This window comes from Streptomyces sp. SID4985 (genome assembly GCF_009863025.1).
Classification (GTDB): Bacteria; Actinomycetota; Actinomycetes; order Streptomycetales; family Streptomycetaceae; genus Streptomyces.
On the sequence record NZ_WWIR01000065.1, the window covers coordinates 25,176 to 50,413 of the forward strand.

The 25,238-nt window shown below is 69.1% G+C and carries 16 protein-coding genes and 2 pseudogenes; 14 read left to right on the plus strand and 4 right to left on the minus strand.

Translation table 11 applies throughout. The features are described 5' to 3' along the window. Window positions 1-14: 14 nt before the first annotated feature. Together GTW40_RS02595 and GTW40_RS02600 are read left to right on the plus strand one after the other, a co-directional pair. Window positions 15-1,478 carry an MBL fold metallo-hydrolase gene (locus tag GTW40_RS02595; protein WP_161178508.1) on the plus strand — a complete coding sequence of 488 codons (1,464 nt, stop codon included), beginning with the start codon at window positions 15-17 and terminating at the stop codon, window positions 1,476-1,478. Further along, a complete protein-coding gene (locus GTW40_RS02600) occupies window positions 1,475-2,224 on the plus strand; it encodes a sulfite exporter TauE/SafE family protein (RefSeq protein ID WP_161178509.1) in 750 nt (249 codons plus the stop codon). Before GTW40_RS02595 ends, GTW40_RS02600 begins: the two co-directional genes overlap by 4 nt. A 71-nt stretch (window positions 2,225-2,295) precedes the next feature. Here GTW40_RS02600 and GTW40_RS02605 read toward each other — a convergent pair whose 3' ends face one another. Further along, window positions 2,296-2,583: a metal-sensitive transcriptional regulator gene (locus GTW40_RS02605; RefSeq protein ID WP_161178510.1), complete on the minus strand. Its 288-nt coding sequence runs from the start codon at window positions 2,581-2,583 to the stop codon at window positions 2,296-2,298. A gap of 89 nt (window positions 2,584-2,672) precedes the next feature. On the opposite strand from GTW40_RS02605, the gene GTW40_RS02610 reads away from it, so the two are divergent. Continuing rightward, the gene (locus GTW40_RS02610) at window positions 2,673-3,251 is read left to right on the plus strand and encodes a rhodanese-like domain-containing protein (protein WP_161178511.1); all 579 of its coding nucleotides are present in this window, start codon (window positions 2,673-2,675) and stop codon (window positions 3,249-3,251) included. Between the two features lie 111 nt (window positions 3,252-3,362). On the opposite strand, the gene GTW40_RS02615 is transcribed toward GTW40_RS02610, so the two are convergent. After that, window positions 3,363-3,749, minus strand: coding sequence for a DUF4440 domain-containing protein (locus GTW40_RS02615; protein ID WP_161178512.1), 387 nt, complete (start codon window positions 3,747-3,749; stop codon window positions 3,363-3,365). 42 nt (window positions 3,750-3,791) lie between these two features. Next, window positions 3,792-5,345 carry an FAD-dependent monooxygenase gene (locus GTW40_RS02620; protein WP_161178522.1) on the minus strand — a complete coding sequence of 518 codons (1,554 nt, stop codon included), beginning with the start codon at window positions 5,343-5,345 and terminating at the stop codon, window positions 3,792-3,794. A 222-nt stretch (window positions 5,346-5,567) separates the two neighbouring features. Here GTW40_RS02620 and GTW40_RS02625 point away from each other — a divergent pair, with 222 nt between their 5' ends. The 5 genes from GTW40_RS02625 (at window position 5,568) to GTW40_RS02645 (ending at window position 20,060) form a co-directional block, all read left to right on the plus strand. Then, window positions 5,568-7,247, plus strand: coding sequence for a tannase/feruloyl esterase family alpha/beta hydrolase (locus tag GTW40_RS02625; protein ID WP_343245602.1), 1,680 nt, complete (start codon window positions 5,568-5,570; stop codon window positions 7,245-7,247). A gap of 227 nt (window positions 7,248-7,474) precedes the next feature. Further along, the gene (locus tag GTW40_RS02630) at window positions 7,475-7,798 is read left to right on the plus strand and encodes a protease inhibitor I42 family protein (protein ID WP_237525296.1); all 324 of its coding nucleotides are present in this window, start codon (window positions 7,475-7,477) and stop codon (window positions 7,796-7,798) included. A gap of 358 nt (window positions 7,799-8,156) precedes the next feature. Then, a complete protein-coding gene (locus GTW40_RS02635; RefSeq protein ID WP_161178513.1) occupies window positions 8,157-12,452 on the plus strand; it encodes a LamG-like jellyroll fold domain-containing protein in 4,296 nt (1,431 codons plus the stop codon). Between the two features lie 87 nt (window positions 12,453-12,539). Further along, window positions 12,540-19,469: a polymorphic toxin-type HINT domain-containing protein gene (locus GTW40_RS02640; RefSeq protein ID WP_161178514.1), complete on the plus strand. Its 6,930-nt coding sequence runs from the start codon at window positions 12,540-12,542 to the stop codon at window positions 19,467-19,469. A 189-nt stretch (window positions 19,470-19,658) separates the two neighbouring features. Beyond that, window positions 19,659-20,060: a hypothetical protein gene (locus GTW40_RS02645; RefSeq protein ID WP_237525297.1), complete on the plus strand. Its 402-nt coding sequence runs from the start codon at window positions 19,659-19,661 to the stop codon at window positions 20,058-20,060. A gap of 107 nt (window positions 20,061-20,167) precedes the next feature. Here GTW40_RS02645 and GTW40_RS02650 read toward each other — a convergent pair whose 3' ends face one another. Then, a complete protein-coding gene (locus GTW40_RS02650; RefSeq protein WP_161178515.1) occupies window positions 20,168-20,563 on the minus strand; it encodes a helix-turn-helix domain-containing protein in 396 nt (131 codons plus the stop codon). A gap of 54 nt (window positions 20,564-20,617) precedes the next feature. Here GTW40_RS02650 and GTW40_RS02655 point away from each other — a divergent pair, with 54 nt between their 5' ends. From GTW40_RS02655 to panD, 6 genes and pseudogenes are all read left to right on the plus strand, one after another. Next, complete coding sequence (locus GTW40_RS02655; protein WP_161178516.1) at window positions 20,618-21,250, plus strand: NAD(P)H-binding protein; 633 nt, start codon at window positions 20,618-20,620, stop codon at window positions 21,248-21,250. 45 nt (window positions 21,251-21,295) lie between these two features. Then, window positions 21,296-21,696, plus strand: a pseudogene (locus GTW40_RS32940) (integrase core domain-containing protein); the annotation flags it as partial. A 210-nt stretch (window positions 21,697-21,906) separates the two neighbouring features. Then, on the plus strand, window positions 21,907-23,079 hold the full coding sequence (locus GTW40_RS02665; protein ID WP_161178517.1) for an oxygenase MpaB family protein: 1,173 nt from the start codon (window positions 21,907-21,909) through the stop codon (window positions 23,077-23,079). 568 nt (window positions 23,080-23,647) lie between these two features. Beyond that, a complete protein-coding gene (locus tag GTW40_RS02670; RefSeq protein WP_161178518.1) occupies window positions 23,648-23,887 on the plus strand; it encodes a hypothetical protein in 240 nt (79 codons plus the stop codon). A gap of 19 nt (window positions 23,888-23,906) precedes the next feature. Further along, a pseudogene (locus GTW40_RS32485) lies at window positions 23,907-24,305 on the plus strand (IS5/IS1182 family transposase); the annotation flags it as partial. A gap of 213 nt (window positions 24,306-24,518) precedes the next feature. After that, window positions 24,519-24,938 (plus strand): aspartate 1-decarboxylase, encoded by a 420-nt coding sequence (gene panD, locus GTW40_RS02675; RefSeq protein WP_161178519.1) that lies wholly within the window; start codon window positions 24,519-24,521, stop codon window positions 24,936-24,938. The last annotated feature ends 300 nt before the right edge of the window (window positions 24,939-25,238 follow it).

The following is a 25,238-nucleotide window of genomic DNA, read 5'->3' on the forward strand; positions in this document are numbered from 1 at the left end:
GAAGGGAGTACCTCGTGTTCTTCATCGACACCCTCGACGTCACCGGCCTCGGCAACCGCAGCTACCTGGCGGGCGGCGATCGCGCGGCCGTCGTCGTCGATCCGCCGCGTGACATCGACCAGGTGATCGCGGCGGCGGCGCGGCGCGGTGTGCGGATCGCGTACGTCGTCGAGACGCACGTGCACAACGACTACGTCACCGGAGGGCTGGAGCTGGCGCGCGTCACCGGCGCCGCCTATCTGGTGCCTGCCGGGGCCGGGGTCGCGTACCCGCATGTGGCCGTGGGGGACGGCGACCGGTTCGCGGTGGACGCCGGGGTCGGGCTGCGTGCGCTGGCCACGCCCGGACACACCCCGCACCACACCGCCTACGCCCTGGAGGAGAACGGCGCGCCCGTCGCCGTGTTCACCGGGGGCTCGCTGCTGACCGGCACCGTCGGGCGGCCCGATCTGGTCGAGCCGCGGCTGACGGAAGGGCTCGCCAGGGCTCAGTACGCGTCGGCGCACCGGCTGGCCGAGGAACTGCCGGACGAGACCGTGGTGTTGCCCACGCACGGGTTCGGCAGCTTCTGCTCGTCGCGGCGCGCGGAGGGTGCGGGCAGCACGATCGGCGAGGAGAAGGCATCCAACGAGGTGCTGCTCCGCGACGTCGACACCTTCGTCGCCGACCTGCTCGCCGGGCTGGACGACATCCCCGCGTACTACACCCACATGGGCCCGGCCAACGCCGCCGGACCCGCGCCCGTCGACCTGACGCCGCCCGCCGTGGCCGATGCCGAGGAGATAGCCGCCCGGCTCGCCGCCGGGGAGTGGGTGGTCGACCTGCGCAACCGGGTCGCCTTCGCCGAAGGCCATGTCGCCGGTTCGCTGAATTTCGAGGCGGAGGGGCAGCTCGCGACGTACCTCGCCTGGCTGATCCCGTGGGGCAAGCCGGTGACCCTGCTCGCCGCGTCCCCGGAACAACTCGCCGCCGCCCAGCGCGAACTGGTCCGGGTCGGGATCGACCGGCCCGCCGCCGCGGCCACCGGGGAGCCGGAGAACTGGACGGGGGAGAGGCTCGCCTCGTTCCCGCGCGCCACCTTCGCCGACCTCGCGGCGACAGCGACGGGCGCCCCCGCCGCGCGGCCGGAGGCCCACTCCGGCGCCGACCTCCGCCATCCTCCGGCGCAGCGCCCCGTCGTCCTCGACGTCCGCCGCCACTCCGAGCGCACCGCGGGCTTCGTCGACGGCTCCGTCCACATCCCCCTCCACACCCTGCCCCGCCGCCTCCACGAGGTCCCCGACGGACAGGTGTGGGTCCACTGCGCCGGAGGCATGCGCGCCGCCATCGCCGCGTCGCTGCTGGACGCCGCGGGCCGCGAGGTCGTCGCGATCGACGACGGCTTCGACGCGGCCGGGCGTGCCGGGCTGGTCGTACGCACGCGCTTGGACGGCGGCGATTCCGACACGGCCGGACCGGCCGACCGCACCCACGGATGAGCGCGCTGATACTCGCCCTGGTCGCCGGAGCCGTCGTCGGACTGGCGCTCGGGGGACTCGGGGGCGGGGGCAGCGTGCTGGCCGTACCCGCGCTGATCTACCTGCTCGGCTTCACCCCCGTCGCGGCGACCACCGCGAGCCTGATCATCGTCGCGTTCACTTCCGCGGCCGGACTGTCAGCCCACGCCAGGGACGGCTACGTGCGCTGGCGCACCGGGTTGCTGTTCGCGGCGGCCGGGATCGGGCCCGCCATGCTGGGCGGGGCGCTCGCCGGACGCCTGCCGGGGGCCGTGCTGACCACGGCCTTCGCGCTCGTCGCGGCGGTCGCCGCGCTCCGGATGCTCAGGCCGCGCGCCGTGTCCGAGGGCGCGAGGCGGGTACGGCCGGGCCGGGCCGCGGCCGCCGGAGCGGGCCTTGGCCTGGTCACCGGGGTACTCGGGGTGGGCGGCGGTTTCCTCGCCGTGCCCGCGCTGGTGGGCGTCCTCGGGATGCGGATGCGGGCGGCGGTGGGCACCAGTCTGCTCGTCATCACCGTCAACTCGCTGGCGGCCCTCGCCCTGCGCGCGGGTACGGCCGACGGGCTCGACTGGGCCGTCGTGGGACCGTTCACCGCGGCGGCGGTGCTCGGCGCGTGGGACGGCAAGCGCCTTGCCGCGAAGCTGTCGGGGCGCGCTCTTCAGCGGCTCTTCGCCGTCGCCCTGCTCGGCGTGGCCTGCTTCATGCTGGTGGACGCGGTGGTGCGATGAGCGGCCCGTACGACGATGAGCGCTCTCGTACGACCCGGTGGCCACGACCTCGCCGCCCCGCCGCGCCCCCACTACGCCAGCGACAGGAACAGCTTCTCCAGCCGCGCCCGCATCGCGTCCGTGTCCTCCCCGTTCTTGCGCCCCGTCTCGACGTCGGTCAGGCACTGCTGCAGCCCCGTCGCGATGATCGCGAAACCGGCGCGGTCCAACGCCCGTGAAGCGGCGGCCAGTTGAGTGACGACCTCCTCACAGTCGCGTCCCTCCTCGATCATCCGGATCACGCCGGAGATCTGGCCCTGCGCCCGCCGCAGCCGGTTCAGCACGGACTTCAAGTTCGCGCCCTCAAGCTCCAGTTCCACGCTCACTCCTCGAAAAATACCCCTAGGGGTACTCTACGTCCCGGTTCGGGACGGTGACGACCCGCACGCCGACAAGGATCACATCCGCCATGACCGCGCCCCGCACTCTCAGCACCGACCAGGCCCGCGCCCGCCTCCAGGACCTCACCGTCATCGACGTCCGCACCCCCGCCGAGTACGCCTCCGGCCACCTCCCCGGCGCCCTCAACATCCCCCTGGACCGGCTCCGGCACGCGCTGCCCGACCTGCGGCACGCCGCCGACCGGGGCGACCTCCTCATGGTGTGCGCCTCCGGCAACCGCTCCACGAACGCCTGCCGGACCCTCGCCGAGCAGGGCATCCCGGCGGCCACCCTCACCGGCGGCACCCAGGCCTGGGCAACCGCCGGACACGACCTGCACCGCCCCACGGCCCGCGACACCCGCACCGGCTGGACCATGGAGAGGCAGGTCCGCTTCACAGCGGGGGCGCTGGTCCTGCTCGGCCTCCTCCTCGGCCTCCTCATGCACCCCGCCTTCCAGCTCCTCTCCGCAGGCGTCGCGGCCGGCCTCGTCTTCTCCGCGCTCACCGACACCTGCGGCATGGCCGCCCTGCTCTCCAAACTGCCCCACAACCGCCCCCGCCCGGCGGACCTCGCCACGACACTGGCCGCATTGCGCCGCCGCTGACCAGGCACAGCGAAAATCGCTCGCAGCGCCTGCTTGGAGTGCGGTCATGCCGACTCCGCCGCGCCTGCGCGTGCCAGGCACGCCGAAACGATCACCGCCCGAGATACGTGGTCACGCGCGGCCGGGCGGGACAGGCGTCGCCTGGTGGTAGTACATCCGCCACGCGCCGTCCGCGGACTGCCTGCGCCAGAGCGAACTCCGCCGTGCTCGCCCGCCGTTCAAGGTGGTCTCGTACGTGAGGTGCACCAGTCCGGGGGCCAGGAGGACGCCGGTGAAGTCCGAGGGCTCGTAGCGCGGGCCGCTGTCCGCCGCGCCGTCCATCCCGGGCATCTCGGCGACCATCTCCTCGTACGTCCACCGCCGACCCGAGGACCCGACCTCCACGAACTCCGGATCCAGCAACTGCCCTGAAAGGGAGGGCGATGCGCGCACGTCGGGGTCCATGAGGCGCAGCTCGCCCGCGATCGCTTCCCGTACGGCATCCGTCTCTTCGCTCATGTGGGCATCCTGGCCCAGGTGACCTGGCCTTTCGCAACCGAGTTACCGCCTGCGGAGCACACCTTCGGGCGACGGTTCGCCCGCCCATCGGAGCAACGCGGTTTCCAGTTCCGGGAGTTCGGAGGTGTCCGTCGTGTCGGAGGCCCAGGCGATCACGCCGTCGGGGCGTATCAGTACCCCGGCCGGTGTCGCGTGGGTGTCGGTCACGAGGTGGACCCGATGCGCCCATGCCGACGCGAGGGCGGCGAAGGTGCCGTCGGGGGAGCGGTCGAGCAGCAGGAAACCGCCGTCGTGGGCGTGGTCGGACAGGCGGGAGCCGTCCGTCAGGTGGAGGTCGGGGGCGTAGCGGCCGGTCAGAGGGTGGGCGCCGGGGAGGGCGGTGCGTTGGGTGACGCCGGAGATCTGCTTGACGGCGTAGGTCGTGCCGTCGCGGGTGCCGAGCAGGTCGGCGACGACCGAGCGGAGGGCGGCGGACCTGGGGTCGCCGCGCAGGACCCCGATCTGGGCCCGCGTCCAGTCGAGCACCCAGGCGCCGAGGGGGCGGCGCTCGGTGTCGTAGGTGTCGAGGAGCCCGGCGGGAGCCCAACCGGCGATCACCGCACCGAGTTTCCAGCCGAGGTTCATCGCGTCGCCGACCCCGAGGTTGAGGCCCTGTCCGCCGAAGGGCGGGTGCACATGGGCGGCGTCACCGGCCAGCAGGACGCGACCCGAGCGATAGGCCGCGGCCTGGCGGGTGTTGTCCGTCCAGCGGGTCGGTACGGCACGCAGCGCGGTCAGGGTGACGTCGGTGCCCGAGACTTGACGCAGGCTGGTCTGAACGTCTGCCAGAGTGACGGGTGTTGAGCGGTCGGCCGGAGGGGCATCGAACTCCACGGTGGCCACCCGTCCGGGCTGGGGGCCGTAGCGGTACGCCCCACGGGAGGACCACGTCCATCCGCTCGCGAGCTTCTCCGGGTCGGCGATGTCCACGACCGCCTGGTATCCGGTGAGTTCGGGATCGGTGCCCGGGAAGCCGATCCCCGCGAGGCGGCGTACGGTGCTGTGTCCGCCGTCGCACCCCACCAGCCAACCGGTGCGCCATGTACCGGCGTTGGTGCCCACGAGTACGCCGTCCCCCGTGTCTTCGAGCGCGGTGACCTCCACTCCGCGGCGCACCGGCACGCCGAGCCGCGTAACGTGCTCGGTCAGCAGCGACTCCAACTCACGCTGCGGCACCATCCGTACGTCGGCCGCGGTGTGCGCGGCGAGGTCGGGGTCGGACCAGTCCACGAGGCTCGGGTCGAGAACCATGCCCGCGAAGTGGCCGGTGAAGCGGGCCTCGGGCCGCCGTTCCCCGGCCACATCGGCGTACGAACCCATCCGCGCAAGAACCTCGCGCTGTATTCGCCGGGCGGCGGGCAACAGTCCACGCCGGTCGAGCGCCTCGGCCGTCGGCACGTTGATCGACTGTGCCTTCAGCGCCTCGTCGGGCTTCTCCCGCCGTTCGAGCACCCGCACCGTGGCCCCGGCGAGCGCCAGTTCGGCGGCCAGGACGAGGCCCACGGGCCCGGCTCCGACCACGGTCACGTCCACGCTTGTTTCCATGTGCTGATTCATGTCCTTCACGCAGTCACGATACGAACAGTGTTCTAGATACGAACGACGTTCTACATGCGAACGGCGTTCGCGTCAATCTGGGTCGTCGGCGCGACCGGTGGGAGAAAGCCCCACCGGAACGGTGCGAGATGTGGGTGACGTACACCTCAACCGCGACGTGACAGCGCCCTAATCTCCCCGTCGTCACCTCTGCGCGCGCTCGGCTTCGAGGAAGAGGTCATCGTGAGGAGAACATCCGTAAGAGGCACGGCGGTTCGCCGACTCGGGCTGCTGGCGTCCATGGCGCTGCTGGTGGGCGCGACCCAGGTCCTCGGGGCCGAGGCGACCACCGCGACGCGTCCGGCCCCACCCGGTCGCTCGGCGCCCGCGTGCGGCGGGCTGGACGGCATGGAGATCCCGGCATCGGCCATGAGCCTGCCGACCGGTGGAGGCCGCGTCGAGTCGGCCTCGGTCAGGACCGGCCTGGTCAGCGGCGAGACGATCACGTACTGCCAGGTCGACGCCGACATCCGTCCCGTCGATCCGTCCGCGCCCGCGATCAAGATGCGCGCGGCCCTGCCCTACGACTGGAACGGCAAGGCCCTGATGTTCGGCGGAGGCGGCTACAGCGGCACCATCCCCGACCTCACGGGCAACGTGCCGTTCGGCCCCACCGATCAACCGGCCCCCCTGGCTCGGCGGTACGCGACCTTCGCGAGCGACTCCGGACACCAGCAGAGCCCGACGGCCCCTCCGTCACTGGACGGGTCGTTCGGCGTGAACGACGAGGCCCTGAACAACTTCGCCGCAGGCGACGCGCTCAAGAAGACACGCGACGCGAGCCTGTTCCTCGTCGGGCACGCCTACGGGGCGCAGCCCGCCGAGGTCTACTTCGCGGGCGGCTCAACAGGCGGCCGGGAGGCCCTCGTTGTCGCCCAGCGGTGGCCGACCGCGTTCGACGGCGTGATCTCCGCCTTCCCCGCCTGGAACAACCTCAGCGAAATGCTGTACGTGGGGCACCTGGCCCAAGTCCTGTCCCGCCCCGGCGCCTTCCCCGGAGTCGACAAGCAGACACTCCTCTACGACAGGGTCGTCCGGGCGTGTGACGGGCTGGACGGCGTCAACGACAACGTCGTCTCCAACCCGGGGAGTTGTCACTTCGACCCCCACACCCTGCGCTGCCCGAACGGCACCGATGCCGGACCGGCCTGTCTGTCGGACACCCAGATCGGGGCCGTGATCGCCATGTCCTCGTCATTCAGCTGGCCGTACCGGATCGCCAGCGGCGAGACGGAATATCCCGGCTTCCCGTTCCTCTCGGGGGCGGACATGCGGACCCCGTTCCTCGGGTTCGGCACCACCGCGCCGGCCGATCCCATGCCGGTGACGAGCGGCTACGGGATGCAGTTCTGGGATCAATGGGTCAAGTACTTCCTGACCCGCGACCCTCACCACAACTCCCTCACCGTCGATCCCCGCAATCCCGGCAAGTGGCTCGCCCGGATCAGCCGTCTGTCCACGATCCAGGACCGCAACGACACGGACCTCGGCGCCTTCGCCCGCGCGGGCGGCAAGCTGATCATGCTCCACGGCGCCGCCGACGAACTCGTCGCCCCGCGTTCGACGACCGACTACTACCAACGCGTCCGCGCCACCCTGGGCGCCGGGCCGACCCACTCCTTCCTGCGCTACTACGTCGTGGCCGGGGCGAACCACGCCAACTTCGGCACCCCCGCGTTCGCCGCCGCCACGGACTCGCTCTCCGCGCTGGAGCGCTGGGTCGAAGGGGACGTGCCGCCCGTCAACCAGGTGGTGTCCGACGCCCTCCACCACCGCACGCGTCCGCTGTGCGAGTACCCGGGCTGGCCCAGATATCGCGCCGGTGATCCGGACAGCGCGTCGAGTTTCGTGTGCGCGCGCTGAGGCGTCCCCGGGCCCGGTCATGGACGTGACGGGGTGGTCCTAGGCTTCCACCAGTGATCTCCCCAACTCGTCCAGCGTCTCTCTTCCACGGTGGCACGGGCCGTGTCGCCACAGCGGCGACCGTCCTCCTCGCGCTTGCCACCGGCTGCGGCTCAAGCACCGGCGCTCCGGCGGGCGGCTCCACGAACACCGCGAGCCGCCCGCCGAACCGGCCTACAAGCCACCCGGTGACGGACACCAGCATCAGCGCCGAGCCGGGCGAGCGCTTCACGCTCACCGTCGACCAGAACGCCTCCACCCGCGAGTACTGGTACCTGGCCGGTCCCGAGCCCGACAGTTCGGTACTGGTCAGCCGTGGGCGGTCGTACGCGCGAGACTCCGCCGACGAGACGGCGCCCGGTGTCGGCCGTCAACTCACCTTCGCCTTCGAGGCCAAGGGCAGGGGGACGACCCGGTTCACGCTGCTGCACTGCACGTTCACCACCTGCCGGGGCAACACGTCCACCAGGCCCCCGCGACGACCGGCTCCGGCGAGTCCGCCGAGCGCATGACCTACACCGTCACTGTCGGCTGAGGAGAGACACGACGCGCTCGTGGCGCGAGCGGCAAAAACGACGCCAAGGACGATTCAAGAAGAGTTTGCAAAGTAAACGTGAAGCTTTTCACGGCTCAGCTTCGCTTGATTAGTGGATCTTGTTGGCTTTGCCCGCTTCCGCGTGCCTGGTGAACGGTCCGGACCTGCCCCTATGTTGCGAGCCGATCATCTGATCGAGTCGCATCTGTAGCCCAACTGGGCTTGGTGGGGAGCGGTTTCACTTGAATATGTACGGAGGGGGACGTCGGCTGCGCACAGTCGGCGTAGTGCTCTCCGCCGCGTTAGTGCTGGCGGCGAGTGCGTCCAACGAAGCCATGGCTGCGGTCGGTGCGAGATCCGGCCCAGCGGCCGGCGATGCCGCCGAAGCCACCAGGACCGCTGCGACGGGCGGGGCGGCCACAGCCGCCGGGGGCGACAGTGGCAGCGAGGAAGACGGCGGCGAGGACGCCAAGGCGCTGGCCGAGGCCGCGCGCACGGGCAAGCCCGTGGAGATCACCTCGCAACGCGGTGAGAGCAGCGAGGTCTACGCCACCCCGCAGGGTCACCTGGAGGCCAGGGAGCACCTGCGTCCGGTGCGGACCCGGGTGGACGGCGCATGGCGGGACATCGACACCACTCTGACCCGTGGCGCGAACGGGACGGTGGTGCCCAAGGCAACGACGGTCGGACTGACCTTCTCCGGCGGCGGGTCGGCCCCGCTGGTGCGGATGACGAAGAACGGCCGTGAACTGGCCCTGTCCTGGCCCACGGACCTGCCCTCCCCGCAGCTAAACGGCAACACCGTCACCTACCCGGACGTGCTCCCCGGCGTCGATCTGCGGATGACGGCACAGCAGGACGGCTTCACCCAGCTCCTGGTCGTCAAGTCGGCCGAGGCCGCCGCGAGTACGGGACTGAGCCCGCTACGCCTGAAGTTGGACGCCGACGGCATGCGGGTCAAGGAGACCGGTGACGGCGGCCTGGCGGCGATCGACCAGGGCGCCGGCAGCGCGGTCTTCGAGGCCCCCCGCCCCGTGATGTGGGACTCCAGCACCGAGGCGCCCGGCACCGAGGCGCCCGGCACCCAGGCATCCGGCACCGCGTCGTCGTCCCCCTCCGCCACCACCAAGACCTCGCCGAGCGCCTCGAAGCACCTGGCCGCCACTGCCACCGCCACCGGTCGCGAGCCCGCCTCCCCCGAGGCCGTCGCCGCCGACTCCGCCAACGTGGCCCAGGTCGGCGTGGACATTCCCGCCGCGCAGAACGCGCTGGTGCTGACGCCGGACCAGAGCGTCCTCAAGGGCAAGGACACGGTCTACCCCGTGTTCATCGACCCCCAGTGGTACTCTCCGAAGGCCTCCGCCTGGACGATGGCCTCCAAGTACTGGGCCTCGTCGCCGCAGTGGAAGTTCAACGGCGATCCGGACGCGGGCCTGGGCTACTGCAACTGGTCCTACTGCTCGCCCAACGACACCAAGCGGCTCTTCTACCGCATCCCGACTTCGGCTTTCGCCGGTCGGACCGTGTTGCAGGCGGAGTTCGTGGTCCGTAATACCTGGTCGGCCTCGTGCTCCGCGCGCAGCGTGGAGCTGTGGCGTACCAAGGACATCTCCTCGTCGACTACGTGGAACTCGCAGAACGCGGCGGGCTTCTGGATCGATCAGCTCAGGACGGCATCCTTCGCCTACGGGTACACCGACTGTGCCGCGAAGGACGCGGAGTTCGACGTGAAGTCCGCGGTGCAGCAGGCGGCCGACAAGAAGTGGTCGACGATGACCTTCGGCCTGAGGGCCGGGAGCGAGACCGACGGATACGGCTGGAAGCGGTTCTCCGACGACGCCTATCTGCGCGTGCAGTACAACCGCCCGCCGCCGCAGATCAAGATGTCCCAACTGACCATGGAGTACGGCGGTTCGTGCAAGAAGCCCGACAGCGCCGCGCGCGTGCGCTCGCTGGGCAAGATCTACGCCAACGACGTCACCGACCCCGACGGCGACTCCGTCCGGGTGGAGTTCCAGGCGAGCTGGGACACCGGTGACGGCAAGGGCGTGGTCACCCGCTGGAAGTCCGGTCTGACGACGGCGAAGAAGTCCGGTTCGGACTTCGCGATCATGCTGCCCTCCGTTCCGGCCAACAAGACGGTCAACTGGTACGTCCACTCCTACGACGGCGCCCAGTACTCGCCGTGGTCGTACACCGGTGACCCGACCGCCTGCTACTTCGTGTACGACACGAGCGTCCCCAAGGCGCCGACCGTCTCCTCCGTCCTCTATCCGGCGTCCGACCCGGAGAACCCGGACGACCCCTGGCACGACGGAGTGGGCCAGTACGGCAGCTTCGTTATAACCGGCGCCGTCTCCGACGTGACGAAGTACTGGTACGGGATCAACGGCGACCCCGTCTCCTCCAACGCGGTCACCACCTCGGCCGGAGCGGCCAAGACCGTGCCCGTGCTGCCGCTCAAGCCGGGCCTGAACACCTTCACGGCGCGGTCCTTCGACTCCGCCGGCAACGGCTCCGAGATCCGCACCTACCAGTTCCGGGTGAAGGCGGGGCAGCCGGAGCGCGCCGCCTGGTCCATGAACGAGGCCGCGGGAGCCACCGCGGCGGCGGGCAGCGCGCCCGCGGTGAACGCGACCCTGCACGGCGCTCCGACGCCGAACGTGGCGGGGAAGCTCGGCACGGCGGTGCAGTTCGACGGCGTCGACGACTACGCCTCGACCGACCTCGCCGCCGTCAACACCGACGTCAGTTTCTCGGTGTCCGCATGGGTGAAGCTGTCCGCCATGCCCTCCGAAGCGGCGATCGTAGCCTCCCAACGGGGTAACAATCAGCCAGGCTTCGAGCTGTACTACTCCAAGGGATACGACCGGTGGGTGTTCAATCAGTACAGTTCCGACACCGCCTCCGGCACTCCGGTACGGGCCATGCAGGCCGCCGCGGGCGGAGTCAAGGTCGGGGAGTGGACTCACCTGGTCGGCATCTATTCCGCCGGTGAACAGTTGTTGAAGCTCTACGTCAACGGTGCGCTGGCCGGAACCACGGCCTACAGCACGGCGTGGAACTCCCGCAGCGGCATGCTGATCGGCGCCAGCACCCCGGGCGGCACGCCCGCGTCCTTCTTCCCCGGGGCCATCGACGAGGTGAAGACCTTCGAGAAGCCGCTGTCGGCCGGAGAGGTGTCGTCCCTGTACACCTCCAACACGAGCGGCGGACGTCCGGCCCGGATGGTCTTCCACCTGGACGACCCCGCCACCGCGACCGCCCTGAGCGGCGGTGCCGACGTGAACCCCGCTGTCCTCAAGGGAGGTGCCACGACGGGAGCGGCCGGGGTGGACGGCAACGCGCTGACCCTGGACGGCACCGACGACTACGCCACCGCGGGCACGCCGCACGTCAACACCTCGTACAGCTTCGCCGTCTCGGCCTGGGTGAAGCTGCCGAAGACGAAACCGGCCCACGCGGCGACCGTCGTTTCCCAGATCGGCACCACGGTGACCGGGCCGGAGCTGTACTACTCCAACTCCTACGACCGCTGGGTGTTCAACCAGCACAGTGCCGACACCGGCGATTCCACGGTGGTGCGGGCCCTCCAGCCCACGGGCACCACCGCCAACGGCGGCGAGTGGACGCATCTGGTCGGCGTCCAGGACACCGTGGCCGACACGCTCTCGCTGTACGTCAACGGAAGCCTGGCCGGTACCACGGCACTGCAGCCGACCTGGTACGCCGGGGGAGCGCTGCAGATCGGCGCCAGCGCGTTCCAGGGGGTGCCCACCTCGTTCTTCCCGGGTCAGATCGACGACGTACGGCTCTTCGACCGTCCGGTGTCGGCCGGTGAGGTGCAGCAGCTGTTCAAGCAGCGTGCCCTGGTCAAGGGCCGCTGGAAGTTCGAGACGGCCGCGGGTTCTCCGCTCACGTCGCCCGACGACTCGGCCTCCGGCAATTCCATGACCCTCTACAACGGGGCCCAGACGGGCTCGGGCTGGGTCGACGGCGCCGTCGTTCTCGACGGCACGGACGACTACGCGGCGGCCCCCGTGGTCCCGGTCGACACGAGCGCCAGTTTCAGCGTCAGCGCCTTCGTCCAGACGGCCGCGACTCCGACGGCTCCGGTCACCGTCATGAGCGCTCCGGGTACGAAGAAGAGCGCGTTCTCCGTGCGCTACGAACCCAGCGCCACCCCGGCCACCGATCCGGGCCGCTGGCGGATCGCGACAGCCGACTCCGACAGCGACTCCGCAGCCGTCTCCGACGTCGGCAACGGCATGTTCTACAGCCCCACCGACTGGAACCACGTGGCGCTCGTCTACGACGGGTTCTCCAAGGAGGTCAGCCTCTACGTCAACGGTGAGCTGCAGGAGACCGCCTGCGCCGACACCGACGACGACGGCGTGCAGGACGACCCGAGCTGCACCGAGAGCATCTCGTGGGCCGACGACGCGCTCACCTACAAGGCCGTGAAGACCCTGCAGCTCGGCCGGGACACCACCGGGACCACGTCCGGGCAGTACTTCCCCGGTTCGCTCTCCGACGTCTGGATGTTCCAGGGCGCGCTGACCGAGACCCAGATCGACCACCTCGCCGTCGGTATGCCGGGGGTGGCGACCGCCGTCCCCAGCGGTGACTGACCGGCCCGTTCCGACTGCCGTATTCCGCCGGGCGGCGATGACCGCCGCCCGGCGGAGCACTCGTCAACAGAAGGAAAACAGACTCGCATGACAGTCAGAGCACGCGCAGGAACAGGGCGGCCGTGGCGCCGGGTGGCCGTGATCACGGCCACCGTGCTGACGGCGGCGCTGTTGCAAGCGTCGGAACTGCCCGCCGTCGCCCAGGGCTGGCACAAGCCCGCGCTGCCCAAGGCGCAGTCGCCGGTCGCCGTCGTCCCGCTAAGCAAGCCGTTGCCCCGCAAGGTGATGAAGGGACCCCGCACCCCCGCGAAGGCACCGGCCACCGCATGGCCGAAGGCGGGCACGGCAGCGGTGACGCTGGGCCAGGGGGCCACCCGCGTCAAGGGACTGCCGCTCACCCTGGACACACGGGTCGGCAAGGCCAAGGACGCGGCCGACGGCACCTACACCGTCGGCATGCTGTCCCGCGCGGCGGCCAGGAAGGCGGGGGTCGACGGGCCGCTCTTCACCCTCACTCCCCGGCAGGGCGCCTTACGTCACGACGGCAAGGTGCGCGCCGGGCTGGACTACTCGTCGTTCGCCGGGCTCTACGGCGGCGACTACGCGTCCCGGCTGACCCTGGTCCGCCTTCCGGCGTGCGCGCTGACGACGCCGGAGGTGAAGAAGTGCCGTACCACCGAGCCGGTGAAGACGGTCAACGACACCGAGAAGCGGACGCTGACCGCGTCGTCGGTCGCGCTCGGCGCGAGCGGGGCGACCGTACTGGCGGCCACCACCTCGGCCGCCGGTGACCGCGGTGACTACAAGGCCACCTCGCTCTCGTCGTCGTCGACCTGGAACATTGATTCGAACAGCGGCTCGTTCGGCTGGTCCTACGACATGCCGGTGCCGCAGGTGCCCGGCGGCCTGGCCCCGCAGGTCGCGCTGTCCTACTCCTCCAGCGGCGTCGACGGCCGGACCGGAAACAGCAACAACCAGGCGTCCTGGGCCGGTGACGGATTCGACCTATCGCCCGGCTTCATCGAGCGCAGCTACAAGGGATGCTCCGACGACGGCGTGACCAACGCCGACGGGAACAAGCCCGGCGACCTGTGCTGGGCGTACGACAACGCCTCCCTGTCGCTGAACGGCTCCGGCGGAGAACTGGTGCCCAACGGCACCAACTCCTTCAAGCTGAAGAACGACGACGGCACGAAGGTCGACCGGATCTACGGCTCGGCGTCCGACGTACGCTCCAACGGCGCCCGCAACGACGAGTACTGGCGGGTGACGACCCCCGACGGCACCCAGTACTTCTTCGGCTACAACCGGCTGCCCGGCTGGGCGAGCGGCAACGAGGCCACCGACTCGACGTGGACGGTGCCGGTCTTCGGCAACAACGCGGGCGAACCCTGCAACGCCTCGACCTTCGCGGCGTCCTGGTGCCAGCAGGGCTGGCGCTGGAACCTGGACTACGTCGTGGACCCGCACGGCAACGCCATCGCCTACTACTACGACAAGGAGACCAACTCCTACGGCCGCAACCTCACCGCCGCCGACGACACCCCCTACGTCCGCGGCGGCACCCTGGACCGGGTCGAGTACGGGCTGAAGTCGACGGCCATGTACTCGGCCAAGGCGCTCGCCAAGGTCAACTTCATCAGCGGCGAGCGGTGCATCCCCGACAGCCAGACCACCTGCTCGTCCATCACCACGGGCTCCCAGTACTGGTACGACACCCCCTGGGACCTGAACTGCGACGCGGGCACCGACTGCGACAAGGGCAGGGTCTCCCCGGCCTTCTTCACCCGCAAGCGGCTGACCGACGTCACCTCCCAGGTGCTGGTGTCCGGCTCCTACAGCAACGTCGACAGCTGGAAGCTCACCCACCGCTGGGGCATGGCCGACACCGACTACCAACTGCTGCTGGACTCCATCCAGCACACCGGCTACGACACCGCGGCCTCGATTCAGCTGCCGAAGGTCACCTTCGCCTACACCCAGCTCCCCAACCGGCTCGACAAGACAGGTGACGGCTACGCGCCGTACATCAAGTCCCGCCTGTCGACCGTCTCGGACGAGTCGGGCGGCCAGGTCGACGTCGGCTACTCGGCGCCGGTGTGTGACGCCGCCTCGCTGCCCACGCCGCAGACCAACACCACCCGCTGTTTCCCGCAGTACATCGGCGGCAGCACGACCGAGGCCCCGGACCTCCAGTGGTTCAACAAGTACGTGGCCGACTCGGTCACTTCGACCGACCGCACCGGTGGCGCGCCCGACCGGGTCGCCACGTACGAATACCTGGACGGCGCGGCCTGGCACTACGACGATGACGACGGTCTGACCAAGGAGAAGTCCAAGACCTGGTCGCAGTGGCGCGGTTACGGCCATGTGCGGGTGCGCACCGGCGGTCAGGGCGGCGCCCCGGCGATGCGGACACAGACCGACACGTACTTCCTGCGCGGCATGGACGGCGACCGGAAGAACACCGACGGCGGCATCAAGTCCGTGTCGGTCGCCCTCGACTCCGGTGAGGGCGACCCGATCACCGACCTCAAGTCGCAGGCGGGATACGCGTACAAGACCGTCACCTACTCCGCTCCCGGCGGCAATGTGCTGTCCAAGACGGTGAGCCGTCCCTGGTACCACCAGACCGCGCAGAAGGTCCGTGACTGGGGCACCGTCACCGCCAACTTCTCCGGCACCGCGTCCACCAAGGCGTGGACCTCGCTGGACGACGGCGCGGGCGTCAAGTGGCGGACCACGGCACAGACCAACACCTTCGACGACGCCACCGGCCTGGTCACCCAGACCGAGGACCTCGGTGACACGGCCACCGCGGCCGACGACCAGTGCACCCGGACCACCTACGCCCCCGACGGCGCAGTCCTCGGCGCACCGGCACGGGTCGAGACGGTCGCGAAGGCGTGCGACGCCACCACCAGCCGCCCGGCCGACGTCGTCTCCGACGTCCGCACCGCCTACGACGGACTGGCCTACGGCGCCGCCGCCGTCAAGGGCGACCTCACCCGGATGGCCAAGCTCAAGACCTACAACGGCACGACCGCGGCCTACCTGGAGTCCGGCACCACCTACGACGGCTACGGCCGGCCGCTGACCACCACCGACCTGACCGCCGACGTCACCGTCACCTCCGCCGGCACCCTCACCCGCACCGCCCGCACCGACGGACGGACCAGCACCACCGCCTACACCCCCACCTCGGGTTTCCCCACCAGCAGCACGGCCACCACCCCGCCCGCCACGGTCGGGGACAGCACGACCGCGCAGACGACGACCACCGCCTACGAGGCGCTGCGCGGCCTGCCGCTCACCGTGTCCGACACCAACAGCAAGGTCACCACCTACGCCTATGACGCGCTGGGCCGCACCACGAAGGTGTGGCAGGCGGACCGCACCACCGGCCAGACGCCCAGCTACCAGTTCGGCTACACCGTCGCCGAGAACCAGCCGGTCGTGGTGACCACCAAGACCATCGGCAACAACGGTGCGCAGGACACCGCGTACACCTTCTACGACGGCTTCCTGCGGCCCCGGCAGACCCAGACCCCCGGCCCGAACGGCGGGACGCTGCTGGCGGACACCTTCTACGACGAACGCGGCCTGACCGCCAAGGAGTTCGCTCCCTACTACATCACGGCCGCGCCGTCGGCCACGCTCCTCAAGCCCCAGGACGCGCTGAGCGTCGAGACCCAGAGCCGCTACACCTATGACGGCCTGGGCCGGATGACCGAGTCGCGCAAGACCGCCGGCAACGGCGACGGCGGCGCCGTCCTCAGCACCACCAGGACCATCTACGGCGGCGACCGCACCACGGTGATCCCACCGGCCGGAGCCACCGCCACCACGTCTCTCGTCGACGCCCGCGGCCACACCACCGAACTGCGCCAGCTGCGCGCCCGTGCCGCCGACGCCGCCTACGACTCCACCACCTACGGCTACAGCCCCCACGGTGAACTCACCAAGGTGACCGACCCGGCGGGCAACGTCTGGACCTGGAAGTACGACCTGCTGGGCCGGCTCACCGACACCACCGACCCCGACAAGGGCGCCGGCCACCTCGAGTACGACGACCGCTCCCAGCTCACCACCAGCAAGGACGGCCGCAACTCTGTCCTCGCCCATGTCTACGACGGCCTCGGCCGTAGGACCGAGCTGCACGACGGCTCGCCGACCGGCACCCTGCGCGCCAAGTGGGTCTACGACACCATCAGCGGGGCCAAGGGCCAACTCGCGTCCAGCTCGCGCTTCAGCGGCGGCCAGGAGTACAAGTCGAGCGTCGTCGCCTACGACCGGCTGTACCGGCCGCTGCGTACCTCGGTGGTGATCCCCGCGTCCGAGGGCACCGGACTCCAGGGCACCTACCTGTCGGCGACCACGTACAACGACTCCGGCACCGTGGCTGGCGTCGGTTACCCCAAGGCCGGTGACCTGGCCGCCGACACCGTCACCTACACCTACGAGGACGGCACCCTGCGGCCCGTCAAGGTCAGCGGCCCGCTCAACCTCACCGCCACCACCGCGTACAGCCTCACCGGCCAGCCGCTGCAGTACTCGCTCACCGCCAACGGCGGAAAGAGCACGTTCGAGACCAACACCTATCAGTACGGCACCCAGCGGCTGGCCACCTCGCGGGTGGACCGCCAGGACGTCGCGGGCGTCGACCAGTACAACACCTACTCCTACGACGAGGCGGGCAACGTCCTGTCGGTCTCGGACACGTCCCGCTCCGGCACCGACAACCAGTGCTTCACCTACGACTACCTCGCCCGCATGACCGAGGCCTGGAGCCAGCCGAACACCGGCTGCGCGACGGACCCCGCGACCGGGGTGCTGGGCGGACCGGCCCCGTACTGGAACTCCTACACCTACGACAAGGTCGGCAACCGGCTCACCGAGACCCAGCACGGCACCACGGCCGGGGCCCCGGACACCCGGCGGGACTACCACTACCCCGACTCCGGTCCGAGCGCGGTCCGGCCGCACGGCCTGGGCACGGTGGACACCACCTCGGCATCGGGGAAGTCCGCCGACACCTTCACCTACGACGACGCGGGCAACACCCGCACGCGGCTGCTGGCCAACGGCAGCTCCCAGACCCTGGACTGGGACGCCGAGGGGCATCTCGCCAAGGTCACCGAGCCGGTGGCGGGCGGCAGCGACAAGGTCACCGAGTATCTGTACGACGCCGACGGCAACCGCCTCATCGGCCGTACCCCGACGGAGACCACGCTCTACCTCGGCGCCACCGAGATCACCCTGGCGAAGAACGCCACCACCGCCAAGGGCACCCGCTACATCGACGTCGGCGGCGGCCACCAGGCCGTCCAGGCCAACGACGGCAGCATCTCCTTCACTCTGGCCGACCACCACGGCACCGCCCAGCTGTCCGTCAACGCCACCACCCAGGCGGAGACCCAGCGGCGCACCATGCCGTTCGGCGGCCTGCGCGGCACCAAGCCGGCCACGTGGACCGGGACCAAGGGCTTCGTCGGCGGCACCGACGACACCTCCACCGGCCTCACCCACCTCGGCGCCCGCGAGTACGACGCGGCGAACGGCCGTTTCCTCAGCGTCGATCCGCTGATGACCACGGCCGATCCCCAGACCCTGAACGCCTACGCCTACGCCAACAACAGTCCTGTCACGAGCAGCGACCCGTCCGGGCTGTGCATGGCCGACCAGTGCGGAATCGGCTACCCGATCGGCGGCACGGGCTCCAACGGCCACCCCAAGGAGTACGTGAAGAAGGCACCTCGTGGTGCCGGCGGAGTGGGAGTTCCCGGTTACAGCGGGGCCGGATACACGGGCAAGTTGCCCACCGCCGCGCACGGCGACTCCAACAACATGGTGAAGAGCGAGAAGGACGGGAAGTGGTACGTCAGGATCTACCCGGCCGTCTACATGGAGGCGGACAACCCGCACGTCAACGAGGTGGCCGCCAACTTCAGCAAGTGGGCCGCCTACGTCTGCGACCCGTTCAACCACGGGAACAGCCATGACTGCATGGCTCCCCGGGAGGACGGCTCCGACCCCGAGGTCTACCAGCGGGTCAAGGGCAAGATGCTGGCCTGCGAGTCCGACTGGGACTGCGGCGCCGACTGGTTCAACCCCGTCGACCTCGTCACGGCCGGTGCGGAAAGCGGCCTGATCGCCGGCAACGGGCGCGTGGTCGGCCGCCTGGGCCAGAGGGGAGGAGGCCGAAGCGGTTCGGGAGAAGCCCCGACGGGCGGTCGCGGGTGCAGTTTCGACCCGGACACCCCGGTCCTCATGGCCGACGGCACGACCAAGCCCATCGGAAAGGTCGAACCCGGCGACCACGTCGAGAGCGCCGACCCCGGCAACGGCAAGCACCAGGGCTCCCGCGAGGTCACCTCATGGCTGGTCAACCATGACAACGACCTGGTCGACGTGCGGTTCAAGGACTCCGACGACAGGACCCAGACCCTCCACACCACGTCCCGCCACCCCTTCTGGGACGACACCACCCACACCTGGGTACCGGCCGGAAAACTCACGCCCGGCCACGCCCTGAACACCTCCGCCGACAAGCACGTGCGGGTCATTGCGGTCAAGCTCCGGCCTGGTGCGGCGGACATGTACAACCTGACTGTCAGTGAGCTGCACACGTACTATGTGCTGGCGGGCGAGACGCCGGTTCTCGTTCATAACAGCAACGGATGCCGAACGTTCGGTTCCCATTCGCCCACTGGTCGGTTGAACGTTCCCGACACCCAGGGCGTCTACATCATCAAGATGAAGGATGGGAAAGTGTACGTGGGGTCTGCGACGAAGACGAACACCATTCACCGCAGAGTCCATCGTGCTTTCAGTGACGACAGGCATGCCGTCAAAGGCTCTGGATATAAATCTTCTGATGTTCGAGAGCTCGACTGGATTGAGCTTCCGGGCGAAGACGAGTCGCTGATATACCAGCACGAGCAAAACCTGATTGATTACTACGGAGGTATTGGCGGGGGTACGCTCTTGAATCGAATAAACGCCCCCGCTCCTTAGGGGACGTCGAGGTGGCGGCTTGTTTCCGCTCCGGCCTTGACATGATCGACCAAGGTCCGCCAGCGTAACCCTTTCCGTGGGTTGGGAGTAACGGGTAGGTGCAGACCGCCGTCCGTGACGTCATTTGGTGATGTCACGGACGGCGTCCTCGCGGTCACAGGTTCGCAGAACGCACGGTAGGATTTCGTTATGACTGAAAGACCTTCTCAGTACTGGCGTCGTGAAATGGCGAGAGAGGCCCGAGAGGTCGCTGACGGTGCACTGAGTCCTGACTGCACTTCCTTCCTGGGTGTTTACTCCGAGGGTTTCCTGGAGTCTGTCGACACCTCGTTGGCAACCTTCGAAGCTGAAGCGCGAGGACTGGGGGAAGCGTCGGACGCACATATCCTCGCTGTTGTTGAACGGGCTGTTCTCGCTCTGAACAGAGCGAATCAGGAAGTGCGTGGCGGCAGTATCGACACCGACGAACGAGAGCAGATCTGCCTCTTCATCGATGATGTGCTGACTGAGAACGGGGTTGATGTCGGCGAATTGGCCTCCCGTCATGGCGTGAGTCGCTACGCGATCACTGATAGATGGCGTAAGTGGTGAACATAGCTGATCGACTCTAAGTTTATGAATTTGAGACATCCTCGGCTTGCGACTGGTGATCGCGCCCACGGTGCGGCGTCGTGGGTGATTTTCAGATCTTGGGGCGCCTAAGTGTTGCGGGTCAGGACGTTGGTGACAGGCGAACCGATCTCTGTGCGGTCTGCGCGCTCGCGGGCGTCGACGAGTTCGTCCCAGTGCTCGGCGGTCCAGGCGTAGACGTCCAGGAGGACGGCGAGGAGGCTTTTCCCGAGTGGAGTGAGGCTGTAGCCGGGGGAGGCGGCGCCGGCGTCATGGGTGATGAACCCGTCACGGACGAGTGACCGCAGTGCCCGAGTGAGCTCTTTGGGGCTCGTCCTCGGCAGTGCCCTGCGCAGCTCGCTGAACGGTTGAACTCCCTCGCTGAGCAGGCGCATGACCAATGGCGCCCACTTGTTCTGCATCCGGATCGGCAGCATCGAGGAGGGACACAGTTCGTCAAACGTCTCGGGCGAGAGCCGGCGCATAGCCCAAGTGTAGGTACCCAATCGGTAACCGGGGGCTCGCCTAGCGTCGAGCGCATGATGAAAATCGTGATCTTCGGAGCAGGCGGCAGGACCGGCAGCGCCGCGGCGGACGAGGCGACCGCACGTGGGCACCGCGTGACGTCATTGAGAAGCGCGGACGCGGACATCACCGACCCGGAAGCAGTGGCACGGGCCGTATCGGGCCACGATGTCGCGATCGCGGCCGTGGCGCCCGCTGACACCGACCCGAGAGCCTTCTTCCAGGCCGCGGCAAACGGCTTGGTGACCGGTCTGCAGAACTCGGGGGTTACCCGGCTGGTCTGGGTGAGCATCGCCTCGTTGCTGTCCGGTCCCTCCGGAGTTCCGGCCGTCGACACCGATGGCTTTCCTGTGGAGTACCGGCCGTTCTCCTTGGGACACCGCATTGTGCTGGAGACAATCAAAGCGTCCGACCTGCAGTGGACAGCCGTGAGCCCCGCGGGAGACTTCGCCCCGGACGCAAAACCCACCGGAGGATACGCACTTACCGAGGTCGGGGACCTGACCAGTCGTATCACCCACGCTGACCATGCTCGCGCGCTGGTCGACATGGCTGAGCGGCCGGGCCGGCGTGGCGAGCATGTGGGAGTGGCCCCGCTGTCACCCGACCAAAAGGCATCCGCTGCCATCGGGGATGGTCAACAATGACCCACCGCAACGCGCCCCCGTCGCTCGAGGGCCGCCGTCGTCTGATCGAATGCTTTGCCGGACGAGAAGGCCGTCACAGCTGTCGCGTTCCTCCACAGAGCACGAGCCTGTTCGCGACCCACGGCATCACCCACATCGAACGCATCGTGACTGACAACGGCAGCTGCTACCGCGCGGACCCGTTCGCGCGATCACTCCTCGAGTCACGCCATCAACGGATCACGCCCTGAACGCCTCGCCACAACGGCAAGGTGGAACGCTACAACCGGATACTCACTGAAGAGTTTCTCTACGCCCGCACCTGGACTTCCGAAGATCAGCGACGCAAGGGCCTCGCTGTCCGGAACATCCACTACAACTACCACCGGCCCCACAGCGGAGCAGCCAGCCAGGCGCCCGCCACTCGACTACGCCAGGGCGTCACCAACGTCCTGGCCTCATACAGCTCCACCATGGCGCGGGACGGGTCCTGCAGGGGATCCGTCTGGTCGCACGCTGTGGCGGGTTAACGGTCATGTTCACTCCGAGAACGCGAATTGAACGCGAGTAATCGCTCGTGTCAGCATCCACATGTGACTCCACTCGACGCACAGGACGGGCGGAAGAGCTCGCCGTATCCGCGTCGCTTCCGCGGCGCCCCGGAGCGCAGTCTCCGCATGGGCAGAGTCCTGCGGCGCGTGGCCGGGGTCGATCACGTGGACGAGGAACTGCTCGCCCTCATCGGCCGACGTATGTACGCCCGCGACGAACCGGGAGCGGCCTTGGTCCGTGCCATGCGCAAGGACGGCACCGAGGACGGCACCGCGAAGACTGAACGCGTCACCATGGCTCAATTCAGGAGGGCCCTCGACGAGGGCGTCCAGTCCGTCCCCGACGCCCCGGCCGCCCTGCTGCGGTTCTTCGCGCTGGTCGACGAGGTGCCGGACTGGGTCGACTTCGACCGCTTGGAGCGGGGCGCCGCCGTGGTCCGGCGGATGGGACGGACCGCGACCGACGTCCTGCTGCAGCTCTCCCTGATCGGCGGCTACCGGTACGGCGGACCCGCCGACCTGCTGGTCGCCACGGGCGGTCTGTCGGGTGCGAACGCCATGAGACGGCTCGGCGAGACCGAGACGTGGACACGTGCGGTGGTCGAGCCGGGCGGAATGCGACGCGACGGGGAGGGGTTCCGGCTCACGGTCCACGTGCGCGCGATGCACGCGCTGATCAACGACCGCTTCGAGACCAACGGCCGCTGGGACACAGCCCGTTGGGGCCTCCCCATCAACCAGTCCGACCAGGCCGGCACCCTCGGCCTCTTCAACAGCACCCTCCTCCTGGGCGCCCGTTTCCTCGGCCGCCACGTGAGCGCGGAGGACTCCCTCGCGGTGATGCACCTCTGGAAATACGTCGGCCTGCTCCTCGGCGTGAACGAGGACTGGCTCTTCGACACGGAACGCGAGCAGAACACGTTCAACTACCACGTCCTGCTCGCCCAGGACGCTCAGACACCGGCGGGCGCGGCCCTGTCGGCTGCGATCGTCGACGGGGAACGACACCTCGACCACGGCCGACTGACCTCACTCCGCGCCCGGTACACCCAGGCACGTCTCCTGAGCATGCTGCGGTACTTCCTCGGTAAGCAGAGCCTGCGAGACCTGGGCCTTCCCGTCACGCTGCCGTGGGTCGTACCGGCCGTGATCACGAAGAACCTCGCCGCGTCCCTCGTCGCGGGGACCTCCGAGCGCGGACGCCGGCACCTTGACCGCGTCGGGATGGAGTTCCGGCGCAAGCGCGCTCGCATGCTCTTCGAGGGGGCACGGCAGGAGATCGGGGCGCTGCCGCTGTGAACCGTCGGCTCCGAGGGGTCGCGGTGGAGGGTGCACACCTCCTTTGACCTTCAGGTCGAAGATCTAGCATTCCCCGTGATGCGTATGGCAAGGGAGCGATAGCGGACGGCCATGTAAAAGGCGTCCAGGAGCCAAAATATGTCCGCGAGAAGGCGATAGAGCGGTACGGGCAGAAGCGCGGCACCGCGAAGTACGGCTATCTGCTGCGCGGCCAGAGCGGCTACTACGCGGAGCCGATGGAACGTCGGCTGACACCATCCGCTTTCCGGCCGTGATCGTTTGGTTCTGGCTGGGTGGGCATGAGTGCCGACTCGCGGCGGGAAGAAGGCCAAGGTTTTTTGAGGGGCCAGGAACTTCACGCCGATGACAGCAAGCCTGGTCTCGAGGGCCGCCAGTGCCAGAGTGATGGTCGTGGCGACCCCGCTCTCCTTGAGTGTCCAGATCACCTCCCTCAGGGCCGGGAGATCGCTGGTGTCCGCCCCCTTTTGTTTCCTGCAAGCGGATGGTCCGGGTGCCGGACGTGCCGTACGTTGGCTTGGTTCTCCGTCCGGGTGATCAAGGGGGTCCGATGTACGAGGCTGCTTCCGAGGCGAGTGGTGTCCTGTTGTGGCTCAGATTGGCGGGTTTCATCCTCTGCGGAATCGGGGGACTTGCTCTGATTATCGCCGTCGCATCCTTTTTCACCATGCGTGACGTCAGGCGAGAGGGTGATCTGGAAAGTGTGTCTTCACTTCGCCGGAATGGCATCATTTTTGGCTTTGTCGGGTTTTTGCTGGTGGGCTTTTTCTTTGTCGTGATGATGATTTAGGTGACATTTCTGGGCGCACCTCGTCTTCGTGGCCGCTTCGGGCTGCAGCTGGAGTCAACTCCCACGGGGCTTGGGGCTGTCGGGAGTCACCGCGGTCCGGCGGTTCACCGAGTGGACCGCGGCCAGAGTGTGGGCCAAGCTCCGCGGCCTGGTCCTGGACGGCCTCGGCGCCCAGGGTGAGCTGGACCGGTCGCGGTGCGCGATCGGCTCCGTCAGCGTCCGGGGCCCTCAAAGGCGGCAGCTGACAGGACCGAATCCGACCGACCGCGCGGCAAGAAGGGATCGGAAGTCCACCTGCTCGTGGACCGCCAGGGCCCGCAACGTCCGGCACCGTCTCGCCCTGCAAGGCCGTCGAATCATCCCGACACCTGGCCGGCACCACTGGGTCGTGGAGCGGACCATGTCCTGGCTGTCCGGCTGACGTCGTCGTCTCCATCGGCGCTACGAGCGTGCTACCGGCAAGTGACTCGCCCTAACGGTCTGGATCGCTCGGAAGCGCAGGCAGGGCAGCCTCTCGCCTGGTCGGACCGATTTTCCTCACAATCTTCGGGCCCGGTGCGTGCCGGTGTAGGGTGAACGCCGCCCTTGACCTGCAGAAAGCAGGCAGGGAGCCGTCTTTCGGGAGTCAAGAATGCTGCGCACGATGTTCAAGTCGAAGATTCACCGCGCCACCGTCACCCAGGCCGACCTGCACTACGTGGGGTCCGTGACCATCGACGCGGACCTGTTGGACGCCGCCGATCTGCTGCCCGGCGAGCTCGTGCACATCGTGGACATCACCAATGGGGCCCGGCTGGAGACGTACGTCATCGAGGGTGAGCGTGGGTCCGGGGTGATCGGGATCAACGGGGCGGCCGCGCATCTGGTGCATCCCGGGGACCTGGTGATTCTGATCAGCTATGCGCAGGTCGACGACGCCGAGGCGCGGGCGCTGCAGCCGAAGGTCGTGCATGTGGACGGGGAGAACCGGATCGTCGCCCTCGGGGCCGACCCCTCCGAGCCGGTGCCGGGGTCGGACCAGGAGCGGAGCCCGCAGGCCGTTTCGGCCTGACCCTCGGCGGTGGCGGACGCGGACGCGAAGGCGGGGGTCGGGGCGGGGGAGTGAGCCCGGGGTGGTCGGGTAGTCGGGTGGTGGTCCCGTGGTCACCGGTTCCGGGACCGCCCGGAGGACAGTCATGACCCAGCCGAACCCCGCCCCCGTACCCCCGGCCCCGCCGCCCGGTCCGGGGCCCACGCCGCCGGATCCGTACCCGAGCCCGGTACCGCCCCCCGAGCCGGGCCCCGGGCCGACGCCGCCGGGACCGGGTCCGACACCGCCTCCGGTACCGCCAGGTCCTGAGCCGACCCCGCC

Coding starts and splice junctions, on each gene's coding strand:
- GTW40_RS02635 (WP_161178513.1), top strand. CDS start 8,157: ATGGCTGCGGTCGGTGCGAGATCCGGCCCAGCGGCCGGCGATGCCGCC.
- panD (WP_161178519.1), top strand. CDS start 24,519: ATGCTGCGCACGATGTTCAAGTCGAAGATTCACCGCGCCACCGTCACC.
- GTW40_RS02665 (WP_161178517.1), top strand. CDS start 21,907: ATGGGCAGAGTCCTGCGGCGCGTGGCCGGGGTCGATCACGTGGACGAG.
- GTW40_RS02645 (WP_237525297.1), top strand. CDS start 19,659: ATGACTGAAAGACCTTCTCAGTACTGGCGTCGTGAAATGGCGAGAGAG.
- GTW40_RS02670 (WP_161178518.1), top strand. CDS start 23,648: ATGTACGAGGCTGCTTCCGAGGCGAGTGGTGTCCTGTTGTGGCTCAGA.
- GTW40_RS02600 (WP_161178509.1), top strand. CDS start 1,475: ATGAGCGCGCTGATACTCGCCCTGGTCGCCGGAGCCGTCGTCGGACTG.
- GTW40_RS02610 (WP_161178511.1), top strand. CDS start 2,673: ATGACCGCGCCCCGCACTCTCAGCACCGACCAGGCCCGCGCCCGCCTC.
- GTW40_RS02655 (WP_161178516.1), top strand. CDS start 20,618: ATGATGAAAATCGTGATCTTCGGAGCAGGCGGCAGGACCGGCAGCGCC.
- GTW40_RS02650 (WP_161178515.1), bottom strand. CDS start 20,563: ATGCGCCGGCTCTCGCCCGAGACGTTTGACGAACTGTGTCCCTCCTCG.
- GTW40_RS02615 (WP_161178512.1), bottom strand. CDS start 3,749: ATGAGCGAAGAGACGGATGCCGTACGGGAAGCGATCGCGGGCGAGCTG.
- GTW40_RS02620 (WP_161178522.1), bottom strand. CDS start 5,345: ATGAATCAGCACATGGAAACAAGCGTGGACGTGACCGTGGTCGGAGCC.
- GTW40_RS02640 (WP_161178514.1), top strand. CDS start 12,540: ATGACAGTCAGAGCACGCGCAGGAACAGGGCGGCCGTGGCGCCGGGTG.